General features: G+C 32.9%; 21 protein-coding genes. 1 reads left to right on the forward strand and 20 read right to left on the reverse strand.

What is annotated here, in order from left to right; translation table 11 throughout:
- The coding region (locus C7H52_RS01245; RefSeq protein ID WP_146129995.1) for a choice-of-anchor L domain-containing protein at positions 1–4081 on the reverse strand (4081 nt) is incomplete at its 3' end.
- A gap of 227 nt (positions 4082–4308) precedes the next feature.
- Here C7H52_RS01245 and C7H52_RS01250 point away from each other — a divergent pair.
- Positions 4309–5121 carry a mechanosensitive ion channel family protein gene (locus tag C7H52_RS01250; RefSeq protein ID WP_106462068.1) on the forward strand — a complete coding sequence of 271 codons (813 nt, stop codon included), beginning with the start codon at positions 4309–4311 and terminating at the stop codon, positions 5119–5121.
- Position 5122: 1 nt separating this feature from the next.
- Here C7H52_RS01250 and tsaB read toward each other — a convergent pair whose 3' ends face one another.
- The 19 genes from tsaB to C7H52_RS01345 form a co-directional block, all read right to left on the reverse strand.
- The gene (tsaB, locus tag C7H52_RS01255) at positions 5123–5800 is read right to left on the reverse strand and encodes a tRNA (adenosine(37)-N6)-threonylcarbamoyltransferase complex dimerization subunit type 1 TsaB (RefSeq protein ID WP_106462069.1); all 678 of its coding nucleotides are present in this window, start codon (positions 5798–5800) and stop codon (positions 5123–5125) included.
- Positions 5801–5803: 3 nt separating this feature from the next.
- Complete coding sequence (locus C7H52_RS01260; protein ID WP_106462070.1) at positions 5804–7183, reverse strand: TolC family protein; 1380 nt, start codon at positions 7181–7183, stop codon at positions 5804–5806.
- Entirely contained in the window at positions 7122–8240 is a 1119-nt protein-coding gene (locus C7H52_RS01265) for an efflux RND transporter periplasmic adaptor subunit (RefSeq protein WP_106462071.1), read from the reverse strand. The genes C7H52_RS01260 and C7H52_RS01265 overlap by 62 nt, the downstream gene beginning before the upstream one ends.
- Before the next feature lie 35 nt (positions 8241–8275).
- A complete protein-coding gene (locus C7H52_RS01270; protein WP_106462072.1) occupies positions 8276–9517 on the reverse strand; it encodes an ABC transporter permease in 1242 nt (413 codons plus the stop codon).
- 91 nt (positions 9518–9608) lie between these two features.
- The gene (locus C7H52_RS01275) at positions 9609–10838 is read right to left on the reverse strand and encodes an ABC transporter permease (protein WP_106462073.1); all 1230 of its coding nucleotides are present in this window, start codon (positions 10836–10838) and stop codon (positions 9609–9611) included.
- A complete protein-coding gene (locus C7H52_RS01280) occupies positions 10831–11532 on the reverse strand; it encodes an ABC transporter ATP-binding protein (RefSeq protein WP_106462074.1) in 702 nt (233 codons plus the stop codon). Before C7H52_RS01280 ends, C7H52_RS01275 begins: the two co-directional genes overlap by 8 nt.
- Positions 11533–11637: 105 nt before the next feature.
- Positions 11638–11850, reverse strand: a complete 213-nt coding sequence (locus C7H52_RS01285; protein WP_106462075.1) for a hypothetical protein — start codon at positions 11848–11850, stop codon at positions 11638–11640.
- 65 nt (positions 11851–11915) lie between these two features.
- A complete protein-coding gene (locus tag C7H52_RS01290; RefSeq protein ID WP_106462076.1) occupies positions 11916–12455 on the reverse strand; it encodes a DUF420 domain-containing protein in 540 nt (179 codons plus the stop codon).
- A gap of 47 nt (positions 12456–12502) precedes the next feature.
- On the reverse strand, positions 12503–13246 hold the full coding sequence (locus C7H52_RS01295; protein ID WP_106462077.1) for an SCO family protein: 744 nt from the start codon (positions 13244–13246) through the stop codon (positions 12503–12505).
- 2 nt (positions 13247–13248) lie between these two features.
- Entirely contained in the window at positions 13249–13947 is a 699-nt protein-coding gene (locus tag C7H52_RS01300; protein WP_245918518.1) for a hypothetical protein, read from the reverse strand.
- A gap of 82 nt (positions 13948–14029) precedes the next feature.
- Entirely contained in the window at positions 14030–14410 is a 381-nt protein-coding gene (locus tag C7H52_RS01305) for a cytochrome C oxidase subunit IV family protein (RefSeq protein WP_106462079.1), read from the reverse strand.
- A gap of 44 nt (positions 14411–14454) precedes the next feature.
- Positions 14455–15453: a cytochrome c oxidase subunit 3 gene (locus C7H52_RS01310; protein ID WP_106462080.1), complete on the reverse strand. Its 999-nt coding sequence runs from the start codon at positions 15451–15453 to the stop codon at positions 14455–14457.
- A gap of 147 nt (positions 15454–15600) precedes the next feature.
- On the reverse strand, positions 15601–16182 hold the full coding sequence (locus C7H52_RS01315) for a cytochrome c oxidase subunit 3 (protein ID WP_106462081.1): 582 nt from the start codon (positions 16180–16182) through the stop codon (positions 15601–15603).
- Positions 16183–16184: 2 nt separating this feature from the next.
- The gene (gene cyoE / locus C7H52_RS01320) at positions 16185–17078 is read right to left on the reverse strand and encodes a heme o synthase (RefSeq protein ID WP_106462082.1); all 894 of its coding nucleotides are present in this window, start codon (positions 17076–17078) and stop codon (positions 16185–16187) included.
- A 93-nt stretch (positions 17079–17171) separates the two neighbouring features.
- Positions 17172–17666 carry a hypothetical protein gene (locus C7H52_RS01325; RefSeq protein ID WP_106462083.1) on the reverse strand — a complete coding sequence of 165 codons (495 nt, stop codon included), beginning with the start codon at positions 17664–17666 and terminating at the stop codon, positions 17172–17174.
- A gap of 13 nt (positions 17667–17679) precedes the next feature.
- A complete protein-coding gene (locus C7H52_RS01330; protein ID WP_106462084.1) occupies positions 17680–18624 on the reverse strand; it encodes a mechanosensitive ion channel family protein in 945 nt (314 codons plus the stop codon).
- Between the two features lie 253 nt (positions 18625–18877).
- Positions 18878–19384: a hypothetical protein gene (locus C7H52_RS01335; RefSeq protein ID WP_106462085.1), complete on the reverse strand. Its 507-nt coding sequence runs from the start codon at positions 19382–19384 to the stop codon at positions 18878–18880.
- A 58-nt stretch (positions 19385–19442) separates the two neighbouring features.
- On the reverse strand, positions 19443–19883 hold the full coding sequence (locus tag C7H52_RS01340) for a hypothetical protein (RefSeq protein WP_106462086.1): 441 nt from the start codon (positions 19881–19883) through the stop codon (positions 19443–19445).
- A 7-nt stretch (positions 19884–19890) separates the two neighbouring features.
- Positions 19891–21087 carry a hypothetical protein gene (locus C7H52_RS01345; protein WP_181256194.1) on the reverse strand — a complete coding sequence of 399 codons (1197 nt, stop codon included), beginning with the start codon at positions 21085–21087 and terminating at the stop codon, positions 19891–19893.
- Positions 21088–21292: the final 205 nt, after the last annotated feature.

Raw genomic sequence — 21292 nt, forward strand, 5'->3', positions numbered from 1 at the left:
CGGTTGCATTATCACAAATCTCTATAGTCGTTGGCGTGTCTAATATCTGTGGCGTTGGGTAAACAATTAGTTGGAGTTGTACAAAACTTGCACAGTCTGTTGCTACCGTTGCACTCTCTATTCTTACATAAATCGTTTGGGTATTAATCATGATATTATCGTAAGGACTTGACAGCTCAACAACCCCATTTTCTGCATTGGTTTGTGTTTCATGGAATGTTACCGTTAAACCTGCTGCATTTCCTGTGATTTCTGGAATGGTTGAGTCTAAATCGAATGTTCCAAAGCCATCTGCATCTGGATCACAGTATTCTAATGGCATTGGCGTATTAGCTGCTGGTGCCTGAACCACGCGTAATTCTAATGGTGCCGTATCTGCACATCCCGTACTACTATCTTCTACTCGAACATATATAATTTGTGGATTAGAAATGTTGGTGTAGGTGTTTGGTAAGGCGTCTGTATCATTCTCTGCCTGAGTTTGTAGTAAGTGGTAGCTTACCGTATACGCAGGATTATTTCCTGTTACCTCATTATTCTTTAAGGTTAAGTCAATTGCTGTAAAGCCATCTGGCACATTATCATCACAGACCTCCAATGGTGTTGGTGGAACTATGGTTGGTTGAGAGAATACTGTAACACTCTGAGTTGTGGTAGTTGGACATGGTCCATTTGTGGTATACTCTACCGTATAAGTGGCATCAAAAGGCGCATTAGTTATGGTTCCTGTTGTCGTGTTAATCATCGCTCCATCGGTTGGCACTGGATTAAATGCAAAAGTACCTCCAGCTTGTCCTGTTATGGTTGCTGTAGCCCCATCACAAGTTGGTGATAAAGTAAAGCTTGAATTATCTTGGTTTAATACAGCTAAATTTACCGTTGATACGTCTGGACATGGGCCGCCTGTAGTGTATTCTATTGTATATACTGCTCCTGGTGTTCCCATAGTAACGGTTCCCGTTGCTACATCTATTACTGCTCCATCCGTTGGTGCTGGGTTAAAAGCAAAGCTTCCTCCCGCATCGCCTGTTACTGTTGCTGTTCCTCCATCGCAAGTTGCTGTTACTGTAAATGCTGATGTTTCTTCTGCAAATACTGTTACATTTTCTGTATTCTGAACTGGACATGGTCCTGTAGTTGTATATTCTATCGTGTAAGTAGCTGATGGTGGTCCACCTGTTACCGTTCCTGTGACTGGATCTATTACCGATCCGTCCATTGGGTCTGGATTAAAAGCAAATACACCGCCTGCATCGCCTGTTACCGTTACCGTAGCGCCATCACAAGTTGGTGTGGTAGTGAAGCTGGCATCTTCTAACGGGAATACCGTTACAGACTGAGTGCTGCTCACTGGGCATGGTAATGTAAAGCTATACTCTACCGTATAAGTACTGCCTTGTGTTCCATTGGTAATAGTTCCTGTAGTTGCATCTATGACTGCTCCGTCCGTTGGAACTGGGTTAAAGGTAAAAGTTCCACCTGCATCACCTGTTACCGTCGCTGTCGCTCCGTCGCAGGTTGGTGCTAAGGTAAATGTCGTATCGTTTGAACTTAAAACTGTGAAACTTTCGGTACTTGTACTTGGGCATGGCCCTGAAGTCGTATACTCTACAGTATATGTTGTACTCTGTGTTCCTCCTGTTACTGTTCCCGTAGCTGCATCTATAACTGCTCCATCTGTTGGTACCGGATTAAATGCAAATACACCGCCCGCATCGCCTGTGATTACTGCAGTGGCTCCATCGCAAGTTGGTGTCATAGTGAAACTTGAGTCTTGCTGTGGAGTAACAATCAAATCAAAAACGGGTGTTTGAGATACAGTGTAACATAAAGGGTCCGTATTAGATTGTATTCTAACATAAATTGGCTGTGGAGAACCTATATTTTGATAAGGCGAAACAATGTTTGGAGTTCCGGCATTTGCTTCCGCCAAAGAAGCATAATAAGTTACGGTAAAATCTGCCGCAGGTTGCGCTCCCAAAATAGTTGGAGTTTGAACTTCTAAGTCAAACATAGCAAAACCATCATTTGGCAAAACATCACATTCTGTTAGATCTGGTACTGGATTAATATCTGGTGAAGTGATTGTTAATATAAATGAACTCGTTGAATAACAAGCACCAGAAGAAGTGTCATCTGCTCTAACATAAATAATTTCACCATTCGTACCAGGATAATTAGTTAAATTAGTAATTGGGTTTTGCGGTACATCTGCGTCTGCAAGTGAATTATAATAAGACACTTGATAAAATGTAGGATCCTGAGTACCTAGTGCTTCTGATGTATTTACTGTCAAGTCAAACTCCACTGCATCAACACCATTATCACATTCCGTTAAGTCTAATAAATTATCAATTACTGCTCCATCAATAAATTCAACAACTACAGAATCATTAGATACACATCCAGGTGCAAATTGAACTTCTACACTGTAAGTTCCAGCAACAGTTACATCTAAAGTTGGTCCTGTTTCTCCTGCAATAACACCATTGCCATCACTCCATTGGTGAATAACTGTTGAATCAACACCCGTATCTAAAACAACCGTTGTTCCTTGACATTGTGCTGTTCCTGATGCGATAGTTACATCATCTCCAAGATCTCCACCTAAACTAAAACTACCTGCTTCTAAGAATACGGCAGAATCATAAATTGAGTCTCCTTGATCTGCCATTACTAATTTAATTTCATAAGCTTGACCAGCTACAACATTAGCAGTAGCTGTTAAAACCACTGTTTGACCACCATAATTAGTACCCGGAACATCATACCCTGCAAAAAGACCAGGGTTTGAAGCACAACCTGGAGCATTATTTATACTCGTAACGCTTACAGGAGTACCATTTGGCAAGACAGCTAGGTTTTGATAAGGTACTGTTCCTACTGGCCTTAATAAGAAGGCAAAACTATCAGCAAATGTACATTCAAAGTTACCATCATACTCTTCTGATACCATCACATAGTTAAAACTAATATTGTCTTGAGTAGGTACAAATTCAAATTTTACAAATGTTGCATCATTGGTATTAGTTTGTCCTAAAGCAGCTTCCAAATCGGCATCTCCACCAATACCATTATTAGTGCTCACTAAAGCTCCATTAATAGTATTTCCTCCTGGAAAAGCTCTACCAGATGATAGCATAATCCCTTCAGCAAAAGGGAAACCTGCTGCTCCACCTCTTTTAAAATACCCATAACTTTTAGTCGTTCTATCTGCTGGTGCGCCAGCAACGTTAAAAGTAAAATTACTTACAGCTGAACAACCACCTGAAACTAAAACATCCTCTACTAATTGGTCTATATTATAAGTTGACTCTGGATCTAAGGCGTCATTAATTAGAATAATATTTTCTAAAACCCTAACCGTAATAGTTTCAGTATCTGAACAACCAGTTGGGTTTGTATCTGAAGCGGTAAAAGTAACCGTATATGTTCCCGTAGTGTTATAAGTATGATTTGCACTTGCAGTATTTGCAGGAGCACCTTCACCAAAATCCCATTGATATACAGCTGTAGAAGGGTCGTCAGAAAAAGTAGCACTACCATTAAACTGGACATTCGTCCCTATAGGAATTTCTATTACACCTGTTCCGTTTGCTACGGGATTGGTACTGTCTATTGTTGCATCTATAACTTGACAAGATTGTAGACATGAAATGTCTGCAGCCCAACCAGTAGTAACTCCGGTCGCATTAGAAACAAAACTAATGGTTAAACAACCTGTGGCACTTGTTGGCGACGCAAATATAAATCCTGGAGAATTTGCAGGCCCACCAGAATAAGTTCCTAAAACTGGAGCCGTATTATCATCCCCATCATAAATAGTCAAAACATCTACAGTTGCTTGTGTGCTAAACGCCGTAAAATCTAAGGCCACAAACGTCCCAGCTGTATCTGGACAAATGGTAACTGTAAAATCTTCATTATTGCCGTAATTAAATCCAGCTCCTGTACCAACGCCTCCAGAGTCTGAAAACACCCCGGAGCATTGATTAAAAATTCCATTTTGCATGGCAATATCTTGAGCGGGTGCTAAAGAGAAAATTAATGTAAAAAGAATAAAAAGTAGTGATTGTTTCATATAGCAACTTGGATAAACATTTTTTCAACTAATACAATATTAAGAATTATAGTATTATTAGTCTAATAAATAGACCACTAACTCGTTTAAAGTATTAAAAAAAAAGATTAAAACCCAACGCTATAGTCATTATATAATAGTTTTTTACCTAAAACAACACAAATCCTAACTTTTATTTAACAGTATTCCCTTTTACAGTCTCTAATTTTGCAAAAAAAACACACATAATGGATATACAGATTTTAATAGACAAGGCGTATGAAGTAATTGTTAATTTTGGACCAAAGCTAATTGCTGCTATTTTTATATGGATCATTGGCTCTTGGCTAGTTAAAAAAGCTCTAAAAGCTATTACAAAATTAATGGATAAGAGAGCTTACGAGGTGAGTCTTAAAAAGTTTCTATTAAATCTAATAGGTTGGATATTTAAAATTGTTTTAATTTTAGTTATTTTAGGAACTTTAGGTATCGAAACTACTTCGTTTGCTGCAGTATTGGCTGCTGCAGGTCTAGCTATTGGTTTAGCGCTTCAGGGTAGTTTAGGTAATTTTGCCGGAGGTGTTTTATTGATGATATTTAAACCTATCAAGGTGGGCGATTTTATTGAAGCTCAAGGAGAAAGTGGCACCGTTAAGGAAATAGAAATTTTTACTACTAAATTAACGACTCCAGATAATAAAGAAATTATTATTCCTAATGGTAGTTTATCTAACGGAAACATCACAAATTACTCGACAGAACCTCTAAGACGTGTAGATTTTGTTTTTGGCGTGGGTTACGACTCTGGCATAAAAGAAACAAAAGATGTGTTATTTAGCGTGGTTAATGCTCATGAAAAAATATTACAAGATCCAGCACCTGCCATTCACTTAAAAGAACTTGCTGATAGTTCTCTTAACTTTTTTGTGAGAGTTTGGGTACATAAAGAAGACTACTGGGCTGTAAATTTTGATGTGATAGAACAAACCAAAGAAGCTTTAGATGCTGCTGGTATAGAAATACCATATCCTCATCAAGTAGAAATTCAAAAACAAGAATAAATTATAATTTAGATTTTGGTTTGATTGCCACAAAATCTTTTAAATAATAAGGTTCAAAATAAGCAACATCTTCGGTGTTGCTTTTTTGATATTTATCAAAAGCTAAAGCACTCATGCTTTCAGCGGATGGTAATTTATTTTCAATAAAGTGCGCATTTTTATGATTTATTAAGCCCTTCATTTTTTCAACACCAGAGCCAATAAAAAATACTTCATCCTTGTCTAAAAATTCCGCATAAGAAAATTCATCTAAAACCTTAGCTTCTACCGGACTCAACTCGTTATAAACTGTAGAATATACTGCACTATAAACCTCCATGCGTCTTGCATCTAAAACAGGAATAACATATCCATTATCCCTATTAACCTGACAGGCTAAAGCTTTTAATGTTGACACAGAAATTAAAGGAATATTTAATGCAAAACATAGACCTTTTGCAGCAGAAACCCCAATACGTAATCCCGTGTAAGATCCTGGACCTTTACTAATTGCAATCGCTTGTAAATCTTTAGTTTTAAGACCAGCTGCCTCCAAAACTTCATCGATATAGATATGCAACTTTTCTGCATGAGAAAAACCATTACCGTAATCTTCTTTTAAATGCAAAGTCTCACCATTTTTAGAAAGTGAGACAGAGCAATTTGTTGTTGCGGTTTCTATGCTTAATATATATGCCAAAACTTAATTAGTTATTGATTTACCAAGGTAGAAATCTAACACTTTTGTTTTAAATACAAAATCATATTTTGCATTAATTAAAGTAATTTCAGCATTAACAAAACGTAAACGAATTTGTTCTAAATCGAATGCATTTAATGCTCCCAAGCTATATCTATCTTGTGCATTTTGCAAAGCTAACTCTTGAGCTTTTAAAGATTTTTTTGATGCTTCGTAACTCTTGTATGCTGCTTTTGCATCCGTAAAAGCACGTTGTATATTAGACTCTAAATTTAACTTAGTTTGTTCTAGATTTAATTTTGCATTTTCTTCTTGGATTTTAGACTTTGCAACATTTGTTTTATTCTGGTTCTGAGAAAAAATTGGAATATTTAAACTTAAACCAAAACTATGTCCTTTATTATCACTAATCTGCGTCAAAAAAGGATCTTCAATATCTGTTAAATTAGTATAGAAGGCATTAGAGCCATAATTATAACGTCCCGATAAAGAAGGGTAAAAACCTGACTTTGAAATTTCTGTAGAAAGCTGTGCATTTTCAATACGTTTTTCTGCCAGCTTCACTTCATTTCTATTCTGATAAGCATAATCTAATATAGGCTGTACATTATCATATAATAAGTTGGAATTAGGATCTTCAACATCAATAAACTCTACTGCAAAACCTTCTAAAGGAAGCTGTAACAATTGTGCCATAGAAAGCAATGCCAAATCATAATTATTTTGAGCTACAGTTACATTTTGTTCCTCCTGAAATACATTTGCTTCTGAATCTAATAAATTTGCTCTAGGTTGTGCACCCGCATCAACCAGTTGTTTTACTTGATTTAACTGTGTATTAGAAAACTCTAATTGTTTTTTTGCTGCTTCTAGATTTTCTTTAGCAAATAAAATATTTAAGTAACTGTTTACCACATTTAATGAAATATCATCTTGAATTCTAGCCAACTCCAATTGATTAATTTCATTATTTAATTTAGACTGTTTATATAAATTTAAAGTTCTAAAACCGTTAAAAATATTTTGACTAGCGCCTATACCAACACTAATTGTATTGGATGTTCTATCCACAAATTGACCAGGGAATAGTTGCTCGGTTCCTATACTTAGATTATAATTTGAGCTTGCTGCAACAGTTGGCAAAAATTGTCCTTTAGCAGCAATAATATCTTGTTCTCCAGATAATATTGCATTTTTATTTTGCTTTACAGTGATGTTATTTTGAAGTGCGTAATCTACTGCTTCCTGTAATGTCCATGTTTTTTCCTGTGCATTTATTGATGTTATAGCCAACAAACACAGAATTAAAAAAACATTTAGTTTATTTATTTTCATCATCATTATCATCTTTTGAAGCTTTATTCCAAACTTTAATTTCGTCATTTTCTTTTACGCCTTCTGTAATCTCTACGTTTATACCATCCGATAAACCTGTGGTAACATCTCTTTTTTCAAAAGTGCCTTCTCCTGTTTTTACTTCTACAAATGGCTTTTCTGTAAAACGGTCAAATTGAAGTAAAGATTCTTTAATAACTAATACTTTTTCTTTAGCATCTAGACCAATTTCAGCATTTGCGCTATAACCAGCTCTAATTTTTGTTGAAGGCTCTACAGTTACATCGGCTTTAATAGTAAATTGAACTGCACCGTTTTCTTCAACACCTTTTGGGGCAACAAACGTTAATTTTGCAGGAAAATCTTTATCATTAATAGCTCCTAAAACGACTTTTATGTCTTTACCTTCGCTAATTTTACCAACTTCAGCTTCATCCACCTTACCTTCAAAAATCATTTTACTCATATCTGCAATAGTGGCAACTGTGGTTCCTGCATTAAAGCTATTACTTTCAATAACCTGGTCTCCTTCACGCACAGGAATTTCTAAAACAGTTCCTGAAATTTGAGCGGTAATACTAGTGTTGGCAGACCCACCTCCAGAAAGTGACCCTTTCTTAATAATCTGATAATTATTTTGTGCTTGACGATAGGTCTCATTAGCTTGATTTAAAGACAGCTGACTGTTCTCAAAGTCTTGTTTTGAAATAACCCCTTTTTCGAATAAGATCTTATTACGATCATATAAGGTTTTAGCATTGTCGTAAGATAATTTAGCCGAATTGATTTGACTATTTGCACCTACCAAACTTTGCTCATTAGGCACAACACGAATAGTTGCAATTAAATCTCCTTTTTGAACTAAATCGCCTTCTTCGACCATGATTTTATCGATAATACCTGCTATTTGAGGTTTAAGCTCAACTTCTTCCTCCGGATTTAATTTTCCTGTAGCTACAGTTTTTGTGTTAATTGAGGTATAAAAAGGTTTAGAGGTCTTAAATTCTTCGACCGAAGTAGAATTCGCCTTTTTAAAGTAAACCAACACTGCAATAAGTGCTGCACCTAACCCAATGAATAAACTAATTTTTAGTACTTTTTTCATTATTATATATTTGGTTGTTTTTTATTTATAAACTATTATTCTTCTCGTAATGCTTCTATTGGTTTTATCTTAGTTGCAATAAATGCTGGGATTAACCCAATTAATGTTCCTAAAACCACTAAAATAATTAGTGCAATAAATACTACCGCAATTGAAACTGATGCGTTAACCATAACAGCTTCAGCTCCTTGACCAAATGCGGCATCTATAGCAATTAAAATCCACCCACCACTTATAATGCCAAGTAAGCCAGCGATTATGGTTATAAAAACAGCTTCAACAACAATTTGTCTTTTAATTTCAAAAGGTGTTGCTCCTAATGCTCTACGTACTCCAATTTCTTTGGTACGTTCTTTTACGGTTATTAATAAAATATTTCCAATAGCAAATACACCTGCAATTAAGGTTGCAATTCCTACAAACCAGGTTAAAAACTGCATACCTGTTAAAAAACCTGTAATCTTTTTAAATTCGTTTCCTAAATTAAAACTTCCAAAAGCTCGTTTGTCTTCTGGGTGGATATCGTGTAAATTCCTAAGAAGTAATTTTGCATCTTCCTCAATTTGTCTAATGTCTGCGTCAGGTTTTCCTGTTAACATCATCCAACCAATATTTTCTCCCTGATTATAAATTTGCTGAAAAGTTGTAAATGGAATATGAATATCACTTGTCGGCCCCATGTTAGCATTACCATTAGCAAACATGCCAATTACCGTAAAGTTGATACCATTTATTTTTATAAGTTCTCCAATCATTTCCGCGTCTTTCTGAAATAATTGTTTGTAAATATCTTCAGAAATAACGGCTACTTTTTTATTATTATCAATATCGTTTTGGTTTAAAAAACGACCATGCACCAATTTTTTCTTTTGGACTTTATCCAGTAGTGGATAATCGCCATTTATAGAAAAATTACCAGACAAAAAATTTCTTACGACTAAACTAGAGTTTTGATTTCTAGGCACAACAAATTCAATCCCTTCAACATTATCCTTAAGCTTTTCTGTATCTGTAAGAGTTAAACTTACCATACGCCCTTCCTGAAACCCTTTAAAAGGTTTACTGGTTGCTTGTGACCAAACAAAAACACTATTTGTGGCAAAATCTCCAAATAAGCGATTAAAAGAATTTTCTAGACCTCTTGCCGCGCCTAATAATCCTATAAGCAATAAAATACCCCACCAAACACCAACCATAGTTAATGCTGATCTAAGTTTGTTTTTACTTAAACTATCGAAAACCTCTTGCCATGTATCTCTTTCAAATAAAAATTTCATTTGTTAATTTTTATTAGGTTATAAAAGGCGAATTGTATCGACTTTAAATAGTTAAATTTTAATATTTTGTTTTTTACTAATTGCCACATAATTAATCATCTCTTAATGCCACAATAGGCTTAATTCTTGAGGCATTTTTAGCAGGAATGTATCCCGCAATACCACCAGCAATAATTAGTGTAATAGTTGCTGAAATAACCAAATTTGTACTTACTGCAGGATCTTTTATAAAATAGGTTTCTAAAGATGGGCCTATGAGTTCTAAAACACCCATACCAACTAGAAGTCCTATGTAACCTGCAATTGTAGTTATTAATATAGCTTCAAGTAAAATTAAAGACACTATAGATTTTGGTGCAGCCCCAAGAGCTTTACGCACTCCAATTTCCTTAGTTCGTTCTTTTACTATAAATATCATAATGTTACTTATACCAACAATACCCGCTATAAGTGTACCGAAACCAATAACAATAATAATAATCCCTAAACCTGTTGTCATCTGGTTGACCTGTTGAGCTTCTGTTGCCAGGTTTCTAACACGAATGGCTCTTTGATCTACTGGAGAAATTAAAAACTTCTTTTTTAGGTTTTCTTCTAAGTCTAATGAAAAATCCAATGCCGAATCGAAATCTAATTCCGGATTATAACTTAAATTAATCTGATCTACATAATCGTTATTTCCATAGATACGTTGTGCAGTAGAAAGCGGCATGTAAATCATTCGCTCTTCATTATCGCCTCCATCATCTTCAAACACGCCAACCACTTTGTATTGTATGCCATTTAAATTGATATACTTACCTATTGGAGTGGTTTTTAAGAATAAGTCTTCATCTACCAATCTACCAATTACAACCACCTTAGTTTCGTTTTGAATATCGGCTTCGTTAATGTAGCGACCATGAATAACTTTTGTGCGCTCTAAGTACTGGTGATCTGGATTTACTGCTCTTAATTGATAATTATTTTGTTCGTTTTGAAAAGACGCATTGACACTCTTATAAATTCTAGAGGTTATATACTCTACTTTATTACCATACTCATCTACAATATAATCTTGATCTTCGTTTTTTAGCTGAATTTTTCTTCCTGCCTGCAAACCCTTATAAGCCGTAGAGGTCTCACCTGTTCTAATAAATATAGAATTTGTTGCATCGTCTGCAAATGCTTCTGCAAAGGTATTTTCTAATCCTTTGGCAATACCAAAAAGCAGCACAAATAAAAGTATGGCAAATGCTACCGTAAAACCAGACAGCAAACTACGTGTTCTGTTTTTATTTACACTTTGAAAAATTTCGCGCCAAACATCTATATCAAACATACTGCGAGGCTCTTACTTGGGTTACAAATTTATCTTCCATAATAACACCATCTTTAAGACGAACAATACGCTTACACATATCGGCAATATCCTCCTCGTGTGTTACAATTAATATGGTTTTACCTTCATCATTTAACTGCTGAAGAAACTCCATAATTTCATGAGATGTCTTGGTATCTAAAGCTCCTGTTGGCTCATCTGCCAATAATAATTTTGGATTTGCGGCTAATGCTCTAGCTATAGCAACACGTTGTTTTTGACCACCAGATAATTCATTTGGTAAATGTTTCGCCCAATCGGCTAAACCAACTTTCCCTAAATGAAACATGGCTTTTTCAATACGTTCACTACGTTTTAAACCTTGGTAGTATAAAGGTAGTGCTACATTTTCGACCGCATTCTTATAGTTTATTAAATTGAAGGACTGGAAAATAAAACCTAAAAATTTATTTCTGTAAATAGCAGCTTTCTTTTCTGTCAAATTTTTGATGGGTACATTATCAAGAATATAATCTCCTTCATCAGCCTCATCGAGCATTCCTATAATGTTTAGTAAAGTTGATTTACCTGAACCTGAAGACCCCATAATGGCAACCATTTCGCCACTTTTAACCGATAAATCAATACCTTTTAATACATGAAGACTAGAATCTCCTATGGGATAGGATTTATGTAATTTGCTTATTTCCAGCATAATAATGTGGTTTTAATTTTAAATAGTTGCCTATTAATTACCCATTAGACTATGCATCACTTTAATTGTTACACAAGAATTCTTAAAGTTTTGTTAAAGTGAAATTTACTTTTTGGAATACTTACGGTAAAGGAAATAAGCAAAGCCTGCAAAAAGTACGTAAGGTATAGCCATAAGATATACAATTCCATCATTTATAGCTTCTGCAGTGCCCTGTCCTTCTTCATTCTCTAACACTGCTCTACACATAGCGCACTGTGCATTGCTTTGTAGAAAGCAAATTAATGTAAAGACTAAAATTAGGATTTTGTTTTTCATAAATAAAACTTCTCGACACAAATTCTCCTTTCGTCGAATTCACCCGAAGTGACCATCTTAATTAATTATACGTAATAAGGAGAAATCATCACATAAACCACTACACCAGTTATGGCAACATATAACCATAAAGGAAAAGTGATACGTGCTATTTTTTTATGACGCTCAAAGTTATTGGTAATAGCTCTTACATATGTAATAAGAACAAATGGAATAACAGCTATAGACAATACAATATGTGTAATTAAAATAAAATAATAGATGTATTTAATAGCGCCTTCTCCTCCAAACTTAGTAGAATCGCTGGTCATATGATAAGCTATGTACATTAATAGGAAAGATACTGAAAGTGCTATAGCCGTTTTCATTAAATTTTCATGAAGCTTTCTCTTATTATTTTTTATAGCAGTTACCGCAATTATTAAAACTACTGCGGTTAATCCATTTATGGTAGCATAAATTGGTGGCAAAAACCGTAATGGCTCTACATCAAACCCTAATTTTCTAAGATTAATACCAAACAAACCCGCTACAGCAAGAGGTATAATAACAGAAAGGACTACTATCCATTTATTATATTTTTTTTCGTTTTCTATGTTCTGCATGTTTGTGTTTTTTAGGTTTTAACTGCACTTAACCTGACATCAGTTATTTATTCGTTTAGGAGTTTTTTAATGTCTTCTTTTAACATGGTAATTTCTTGTTCATTACCATCTTCATCCATTTTTTCTTGTTCAGAAATAACGCCTTTATAGAAAATTTTAGGGTTACCAAAATTATCATCTCTTGAGCGTAAATAGCCATTTTTATCTACTAAAGCAAAATCGCCAGAGTGCTCAAAATTATCGGTATCTACAAAAATGTTAAATCCTACGTTAGCTAATTGATACACTTCATCTTCGCCTTTACCAGTAAGTAAATTCCAATCTGGATTAGTAATACCAAAATTTTCGGCATAGGTTTGTAATACTTCTGGCGTATCAGTTTCTGGCATAATTGAAAAAGAGGCAATACCAAAGTTTTCAAATTCTTTTAAATCATCCTGAATACTTACCAAATTACGACTCATTCTTGGGCAAATGGTTGGACAGGTTGTAAAAAAGAATTCGACCACATAAACTTTACCTAAATAATCTTTATTGGTAATAGTCTTTCCGTCTTGGTTGATAAAACTAAAGGCAGGAACTTTTTTTCGTTCACCATTTATAACTAAAAAATTAAGATTGGAATCTTTTGTTTTTATAGCTGCATCTTTTGCTATAGCGTTACTTCTAGAATCTTCTCTTACAATATCTTTATTCTGAATACGGTCTACAATTTTAGGAATAAAAATAACTCCAAATACTAAGATTATAAAAGCAATACCGATATATGAATAATTAGATTTTTTTGCCATAATTAATTTGATTTTAAATCTTCTGCACGACGTGTATCAGAATTGAACTCACCTTTTCGCTTTTGGCGGTATTCTGTAAACAAAATACGAACATCTTCACTCATCTTATTTTTTAATACAGATACTTCTGATGCATTATAAGATGTTAACGGATATATTGCTGCGTTATTTTCAATTTCCTTCTTAGAGCGATCATCTAAACGTCCGCGCTGATGTAATTCTTTGTCTATGATATAAACTTCGCTTACAAAACCCTCAGAATTTAAATATTTAGAAGTCCTAAAGCTCGAAAATAAACGATTAATGTCTTCTTTTGAAGCAAATACAAACTCCCAATATTCTAAAGGTTTGAATTTGGTTAATTCTTTTTGAAGACGCATTGCTTCTTCTTTAGCTTCAATAGGAAAAATACTAACCATTTGAAAACCTTTAAATCCAGTAAAATTATCGTAAACCAACTCCTTTAAATTAGATGCCTCGGTAATATGATTTTCAGGATTTGAACCAAAAAAGCTTAGCACCGTAATTTTATCTTTAAATGCCACTTCTTTATTTTGAAGGCTTGGCAAATTTGATAAATCTAATACCGAAGATTTTACATTATCTAAAGGTGTATAATTATGTTTTGCAGGATAGAGAAATAACAAAAAGATCACTGGAAGGAAGAATAAAATTCCTAAAACAAGATTACGCTTAATCATTTTGTTTTTCATATTGCAAAAATAAAAAAGGCGGTTTAAATAAACCACCTTTTTAACTCTATTTTTAAAACCCTAAGGCTGACTAAAAGTCTCTTTTGATAAATCCATCTTTATAAACATCAAACACATAACCACCTTCTTGTAAAAGAATAAAGATAAGATAACAGATTAAGAAAATTGCTGTCCATACAACCGCACGTCTTAAAGCAGGAACTTCATCTCTCATGTGCATAAAATCCCAAGTGATGTAATACGCTTTAACTAATGTAAGAATAATAAAAATCCAGTTTAAGCCTTTCATTCCAAGAATTTGAGCTTCTAAAACTTCTGGCTTATAAATACCTAAAACAACTTCTACAGCTGTAACAATAGATAAAAATATAAGTACACCCCAAATTTTTTGAGTATTAGACTTAAATTTAACTAAGCCTCTAAAGATTGCTAATTTATGTTCGTGTGCCATGATAAATATGCTTTAAACTTCGCTTATGCGATACTATTTTTTAATTATACTAAGTAGAAGAAAGTAAATACGAATACCCATACTAAATCGACAAAGTGCCAGTAAAGACCTACTTTTTCCACCATTTCGTAATTTTTACGTCTTTCGTAAGTTCCTAAAATAACATTAAAGAAAATGATAATGTTAATAACAACACCTGAAAATACGTGAAAACCGTGGAAACCTGTAATAAAGAAAAAGAAATCGGCAAATAGCGGAGAACCATATTCATTCATTTCAAGATTAGCTCCATGAACAGTTCTTTTACCATTATTTTTAATGGCCTCGATAGAAGCTTCTCTAGTTAATACTGTTTTTTTACCTTCTTTATCAATAATTTGGTTTCTTACTAAAATGTTAGAGTTTGCTTCCAAACCTTTAACCACATCTTTCATTTGATACTCTGGTAAGGTTCCTTCATCTGTAAACCACAAACCATTTTTGCGTTCATGTTTTGTACGCTCTGTAGCACTCGCAGTTACAAAATCTGCAATAGCCACACGCTTAAATTTTTGTTCGCCATCTACTGTTACATACTCTCCAAACTGTAAAATATTTCCACCTTTTGTTTGAACAGCTCCATAATCTCCTTTAATAAAAGTTGCCCATTCCCAACCTTGCGAACCTACGAAAATAGCTCCTCCAATAATGGTTAAAAACATGTAAACCGCTACTTTTTGTTGTTTTAAATGGTGTCCAGCATCTACCGCTAGCACCATAGTTACTGAAGACATAATTAAAATGAAGGTCATAAACGCTACGTAAATCATCGGATAATTTCCGTGAAAAAACGGTACGTGTGTAAACACCTCATCGGCTATTGGCCATTCTTCAATAAATTTAAATCTTGAAAACCCGTAAGCGGCAAGAAAGCCTGAAAACGTTAAAGCATCAGAAAGGATAAAAAACCACATCATCATTTTACCGTAACTTGCTCTTAATGGCTCATTCCCACCTGACCAAGTCTTTCCTTCTGCTTCAGCAGTAATAACTGTAGTACTCATATATAGTTAATTGGTTCGAAAAATTCTTTTATTAGCCACAAAAATAATCAATTTTCTTTTCTAAAGAAACCCAAAACTGTAATTTTTAAACAGCCTAGCATTTGTTTAGATTTAGGATTACTTTAACGCTTGTTTTTTAAATTTAAATTAGGCTAAAAAATACAGGAATAAAAACAAGTAAACCCACAGTATATCTACAAAATGCCAAAATGTACTAGCTAAATCAAATCCTAATTTATGTTCTGCTGTATACTTTTGTTTAAAATGATTATAAATTACAACTAGTAAACAAATTAAACCTACCACAACGTGTGCTATATGTACAACAGCAATTAAATAAATGTAAGACATTGTTACATTACTGGTTGGTCCGGTAAAATTATAACCTGCTGCAATAATTTCAGCAAAACCATTAAACTGATTAATAATAAAATAGATTCCTAAGGCAAAAGTAACCAACAACATTATGGTTGTTAAGCTTCTATTATTTTCTTTTAAGGCTTTTTTTGCAACAAAAAGCGTGATACTACTAGCTAAAATAACAAAAACACTAACTATAAAAGCAGTTGGCATTTTAAAATCTGCCAACCAATCTGGCCTGCTGCTACTCACTATAAATGCACTGGTCCAACCTGCAAAAGACATGATTAATGAAGCTATACCAAAGTAAAGCATCATTTTTTTTGAACGGTTGGTTTTTTCCTCTAAAGTTCCCTGAGTTAAATCCATGGTTATCTTATAAATTTATCTAAAACGTAAACAATTTGTATTAAACTAATGTAAAACACACTAGACAGCATTAATTGTTTGGCTGCTTTTTCTGTCATTTTTTTGAAAAGCTGTAAAGCGTAATAAAGCATAACCAGACCTAACAAAAAGACAATAATGGCTGCAACAATACTCAGCTTTAATTCGCCCGTAATCCCTAAAACAGGTACTATAGAAATTAAAATGGTCCAAATGGTATACATTATTGTTTGTACAGCTGTACCTCTATCTTGTTTTCCTGTTGGCAGCATAAAAAATCCACCACGCTTGTAATCTTCATATAAAAACCAGCCAATAGCCCAGAAATGTGGGAACTGCCAGAAAAATTGTAAAGCAAATAAAGTACCTGGTTCTATACCAAAATCGTTTGTAGCTGCAACCCAACCTAGCATAAATGGAATAGCTCCAGGAATAGCGCCTACAAATACCGCTAAAGGTGTTTTAGTTTTTAATGGTGTGTACACACAGGTATATAAAAAAATAGAAATAGCACCAAATAAAGCGGTTTGCTGATTAATGTTGTAAAGAATGACTAAACCTAAAACAGTAAAAACTGTAGCAATAATAAATGCAGTGGTAACCGACATACGTCCGGCAGGAATGGGACGGTTCTTAGTACGATTCATTAAAACATCTAGATCCTTTTCTATAATCTGGTTGTAGGCATTACTTGCGCCCACCATAAAATAACCGCCTAAACTTAATAAAAGTACAATAGACCAATCTATAGTTTCTGCGCCTAACAAATAGCCTGCAACCGAAGAAAATACCACACTTAATGCTAAACGCATTTTAGTGATTTCTTTAAAATCTTTAATTATTGAAGGCTGAACTTCCTGAACCGCTTTTGTACTCAAAATACACACGTTTTGTTTGCTTTTGCAAAGATACGCCTAAATAGAGATTTGGCATAAAAAAACCACAACAGTTTTTTTGTTGTGGTTAATAAGTCATTCGTCTATAAAATTTTGACCAGTTATGTTCGTGTGGACTACATCTTTTTGGGTACCATTATAGTTGGTATACCAAAGTATATGTTTTTTTGATGAATCCTTATTACTTATTAATTTACTTTTTGGAATATCTGTAATTATATAAATCCTTTTATACAGACTTAGTAAATTATGAAGCTCACAATTAGACATGCTTTTGAATTCGGTAATTGGGTTTACATATTCTATTGTGTTTATATCTATAACATTTCCCAAACTAAAAAGGGATTTATAATCAAGACCTCTATAATCTATATTAAAATAATAATTATCTCCTTGAAATCTTTTATCGATACTAGGAATAGAAAAATAAGCATTATATGACAATACACCTGAAATGAAATTTGTGTTTTCTATATAAATATACAACTCATTACTATTACGTATTTTATCTTGTGCTGTTACTAAAACAGAGACTAATAGTAAACTTATTATGATTATTGATTTCTTCATTATTTATTAAAATTTACTCTTTATTTCTCTCCTTCAAATCTAGTTCTCTATCTCTCGGATCCTTTTTTAATTTTAAAGGTAAGTCTTCTTGTCCGCCATACAGTTTAATTTCTGTAATGTTTCCTGGTAAGATAAATTTAGCTTCAATAAGCGCTTCTATGACTTTTTTAATGACTTGTCCACGAAGAATTCTGGATGCCACTCTATAATCTAAGGTATTAACCCAGAAAAACACTTTTAAGTTAATGGTACTTGGACTTAGTTCATTTTCTATAACAAAGTTTTGATGGTCTTCATCTTCAACCACACCTTCATGGTTTTTTAAAATGTCGAAAATAATGGCTTTTACTTTAGAAATATCATCTTCATAACCAATTCCCACTACAAAATCGTTTCTATAAAATCCATCTGCTGTATAGTTCTCCACAGGCTTTGTAAGCACATCGCTATTAGGAATAAAGATATCACGACCATCGCTAGTTTTAATATGAGTATATCTAAAATTTAAAGCACGAACTTTCCCAAAATGAGCATCTATCATAATGGTATCGTTCACGTTAAAGGGACGACTAAATGCCAAAATAATTCCCGCTAAAAAGTTTTTACCAATATCCTGAAAAGCAAACCCCAATATAATTGCACCGCCACCAACAGCAGTTAATAATCCTGTAGCAATGTCGTCGAGCCCAGCAATTTGAAGCCCTATCATAATAGCTATAGCTATTAAAACAAATTTTATAGCTTGAGCTAAAAACCGAGCCATTAGAGGATCTTCCGCTTTTTTTAAAATGCGTTTTTTATAAATATTTGTAATAACACCAGCAATTAAAATACCCGCCACAATTACTAAAATAGCTAAGGCAATGCGTGGTAATGCCACAAGTAATTTATTATAGTAAGCGTCTATAGCATTTACAATAGTGTTGGTTGGTTGATTTTCTTGGATTAATGCAAGCATAATAGTAAACTATTTTTTATTCCAAAATATACATTTAAATAATCTTATTAGCATAAAAAAACCACAACAGTTTTTTTTTGTTGTGGTTTTTAAATGAGACTCTGATAGCACAGACTTGTAGTCTATGCCAATATAATTTAAGGAATTATATCACTTTCTTATAGAGTATAGTTTCTTGTTGAGCTAAATAAATAATCTTCAAAAAAATTACAATTTTTAAAGGACTACAAGTTTGTTTTAAAGAGCTGTTTTTTTAAGATTTGAGAAGAAGATTTGAACCTGGAGATGTAAAAACAATATTTCTAGAAGTTCCCTGATAAATAACTTCAAATTTTAAGTAGTTTTTATTTTTATCTAATTCTTTAAGCATTCGTTCTTCTGGAATTTTAACGAAAAAATAAATTTTTTGATTCTTGCTTTCTTTTATGTTGTTTAAGCTTTTATGAATTTCACAATTATTTAATGCTTTAAAAAAAATTTCTGGTTTTTGAGTTTTATAATTTTTTATGTCAACTCTTTCGGCCAAACTAAATATATTAGATTTAAATGCTTCATTCACAATCATAAATGTATAATTATCAAAAGATTTTTCTTTTTCTTGCTTTATAGTAAAAAAACTTAAAAATGAATATCCGTTGTAGCTAATATTTACAGGTTCAATCTCAATATTTATATCTTTTTCCAGTGAATAGCCAAATGTTATATTAGTTATGAGTAATAAGATCAACAATTTCATAATAGTATATTTTAATTTATACATATAGATGTATAGTGAATTCTTAATGCTGTATTAATCAGAATGGTAAATATCATACTCGCTAATTTGATTTTCTAATACCCATTTGTTTAGAAATAATACTATCTATATTTCTAAAAAATTTTTCTGCTTCTTCGTATGTTTTAATTTCAAAATAAGTTTTTGATTTTTTTTCTCTATCAAATTCAAAAACAAAATCAGTATTAATTCTATCCAATTTTAAAATTACTATAAACTCGTATTTGTTATATTTATTTTTTAACAAAGAATCTATACGTCTTTCTAATAGTGGTTTTCTATAATTTACTTTTAATGAATTTGCTATTTCAAAAAGTATTGTATCTGTTTTTTTTAATAATTTATAATTATTATTAGCTAATTTTATTTCATCCTGAATTAATTTTAATGCCTCTTTTTTTTCTTTATAACTTTTAAAAGGTGAGTATGTTTTGCAGCTTAAAAAAAAACAAAACAATAATAAAAATACATTTTTAAATCTCATAAAGTAATTAGTTTGTATAATACCAGTGACTTAAGTTTGAATTTAATTCTGAAGTTGAATAATCATAGACTATTTCAATGGTTATAAGCTTTTTTGCTGAAATAGGGTAGCCTTCAAAATTTAAACCAATATTAATTTCTCCACTAACAATTACTTTAATAGTATTTAGAGATTCATTAATAATTACTATAGGCCCGTCGTTAGCTGAAGGGTCTTCACTTCCAAATTGATTCCAATCAAAAAAAGTATTATTACCTTCTAGATTGACTCTAATATTTTGAAATTGTAAACATTCAAGTGCATTATTTGCATCAGGCACTTTTAAACGAATTTCAGCAACTAGGTCAGCATTTGGAAAACTACTAAACGACATCTTATGAATATCTCTTCTAATAGAGTGTATAACATTCTCAACTGTAGAAGAATGGTTAATAAAATTATTTTCAATTAGAGAATCTAAAAACAAATCTAATTCACTAATATTATTAAAAGGCAATAATTCATTTAAATTTAAGTTACAATCATTTTGATAATTTCCTATTCCAAAATAATTATTTAAAGCAGTTGTAGAATTTGAAGACATATCACTGTTACAATCATTTTGGGAGCTATCCAAACAAGTTCTACAATTTGTTACTGGGTAAGTTGAGGTAGTTGCTGTGCCTCCATTTCCTGTAGAATCACTAGTTGTATTTGTATTGTTATTTGTGTTAGTATTTGTACTATCTGTAGGATTACCATCGCCACCACTACCACTATCGCAAACACCATACTCTACATAGTGTATGGTACTTACTGGTCTTCCTTCATTTTCGCTAATACATACATCGGTAGCTATGTGCCATGAGTCAGGTCCTCCTGTTGTTCCCCAAGAGCAAAATTGCACCCCAAAACAATTAGGATTGTCCGATGTGCTACCATCTACTTTAACATTAGTATTATTATATATAATTGGTGTTTGCTCTGCGGTAGCATTTAGACTATAACTATTTGTTTCTGGCAAGTAAACCGATGGTTCGTTTAAATTATATTTAATAATTGAGGCTTTTGGGATATTTGTACTATCTACCTCAACTACTAAGTTTTCTATAATTAATGGTTCTTGTACATCTCGTTTAATAAAAAATGTGTAGGACGTATAATTTACTTTATTTACTACATGTATGGTTGTAGAATCTATAGTAAAATTATACATGTCTTCCATAACTGTTTTAAGACCAAACGAATTTTTATTAATTTTTGTTTTTGGGTTGACTTCTGAAAGCTTTTCTATGGCATAAGAGAACTTTAAATCATTTTTTAATTCACTATAACTCTTTGAAGAAAGGTTTACTAATGTATTATTATGTTTTTGAGTTGTTAGTTTTTCTATTTGACTATCGTCATCTTTTTCACAATTTGTAAAAGCA

Origin of the sequence: Aurantibacter aestuarii, assembly GCF_003008425.1 — a bacterium.
GTDB lineage: Bacteria > Bacteroidota > Bacteroidia > Flavobacteriales > Flavobacteriaceae > Aurantibacter > Aurantibacter aestuarii.

Bases quoted from the DNA above. Each gene is read 5' to 3' on its own strand.
- C7H52_RS01250 (WP_106462068.1), top strand. From the start codon at position 4,309: ATGGATATACAGATTTTAATAGACAAGGCGTATGAAGTAATTGTTAAT.
- C7H52_RS01260 (WP_106462070.1), bottom strand. From the start codon at position 7,183: ATGACGAAATTAAAGTTTGGAATAAAGCTTCAAAAGATGATAATGATG.
- C7H52_RS01265 (WP_106462071.1), bottom strand. From the start codon at position 8,240: ATGAAAAAAGTACTAAAAATTAGTTTATTCATTGGGTTAGGTGCAGCA.
- C7H52_RS01270 (WP_106462072.1), bottom strand. From the start codon at position 9,517: ATGAAATTTTTATTTGAAAGAGATACATGGCAAGAGGTTTTCGATAGT.
- C7H52_RS01275 (WP_106462073.1), bottom strand. From the start codon at position 10,838: ATGTTTGATATAGATGTTTGGCGCGAAATTTTTCAAAGTGTAAATAAA.
- C7H52_RS01280 (WP_106462074.1), bottom strand. From the start codon at position 11,532: ATGCTGGAAATAAGCAAATTACATAAATCCTATCCCATAGGAGATTCT.
- C7H52_RS01285 (WP_106462075.1), bottom strand. From the start codon at position 11,850: ATGAAAAACAAAATCCTAATTTTAGTCTTTACATTAATTTGCTTTCTA.
- C7H52_RS01290 (WP_106462076.1), bottom strand. From the start codon at position 12,455: ATGCAGAACATAGAAAACGAAAAAAAATATAATAAATGGATAGTAGTC.
- C7H52_RS01295 (WP_106462077.1), bottom strand. From the start codon at position 13,246: ATGGCAAAAAAATCTAATTATTCATATATCGGTATTGCTTTTATAATC.
- C7H52_RS01300 (WP_245918518.1), bottom strand. From the start codon at position 13,947: ATGATTAAGCGTAATCTTGTTTTAGGAATTTTATTCTTCCTTCCAGTG.
- C7H52_RS01305 (WP_106462079.1), bottom strand. From the start codon at position 14,410: ATGGCACACGAACATAAATTAGCAATCTTTAGAGGCTTAGTTAAATTT.
- C7H52_RS01310 (WP_106462080.1), bottom strand. From the start codon at position 15,453: ATGAGTACTACAGTTATTACTGCTGAAGCAGAAGGAAAGACTTGGTCA.
- C7H52_RS01315 (WP_106462081.1), bottom strand. From the start codon at position 16,182: ATGGATTTAACTCAGGGAACTTTAGAGGAAAAAACCAACCGTTCAAAA.
- C7H52_RS01325 (WP_106462083.1), bottom strand. From the start codon at position 17,666: ATGAAGAAATCAATAATCATAATAAGTTTACTATTAGTCTCTGTTTTA.
- C7H52_RS01330 (WP_106462084.1), bottom strand. From the start codon at position 18,624: ATGCTTGCATTAATCCAAGAAAATCAACCAACCAACACTATTGTAAAT.
- C7H52_RS01335 (WP_106462085.1), bottom strand. From the start codon at position 19,384: ATGTATAAATTAAAATATACTATTATGAAATTGTTGATCTTATTACTC.
- C7H52_RS01340 (WP_106462086.1), bottom strand. From the start codon at position 19,883: ATGAGATTTAAAAATGTATTTTTATTATTGTTTTGTTTTTTTTTAAGC.
- C7H52_RS01345 (WP_181256194.1), bottom strand. From the start codon at position 21,087: ATGGAAGACATGTATAATTTTACTATAGATTCTACAACCATACATGTA.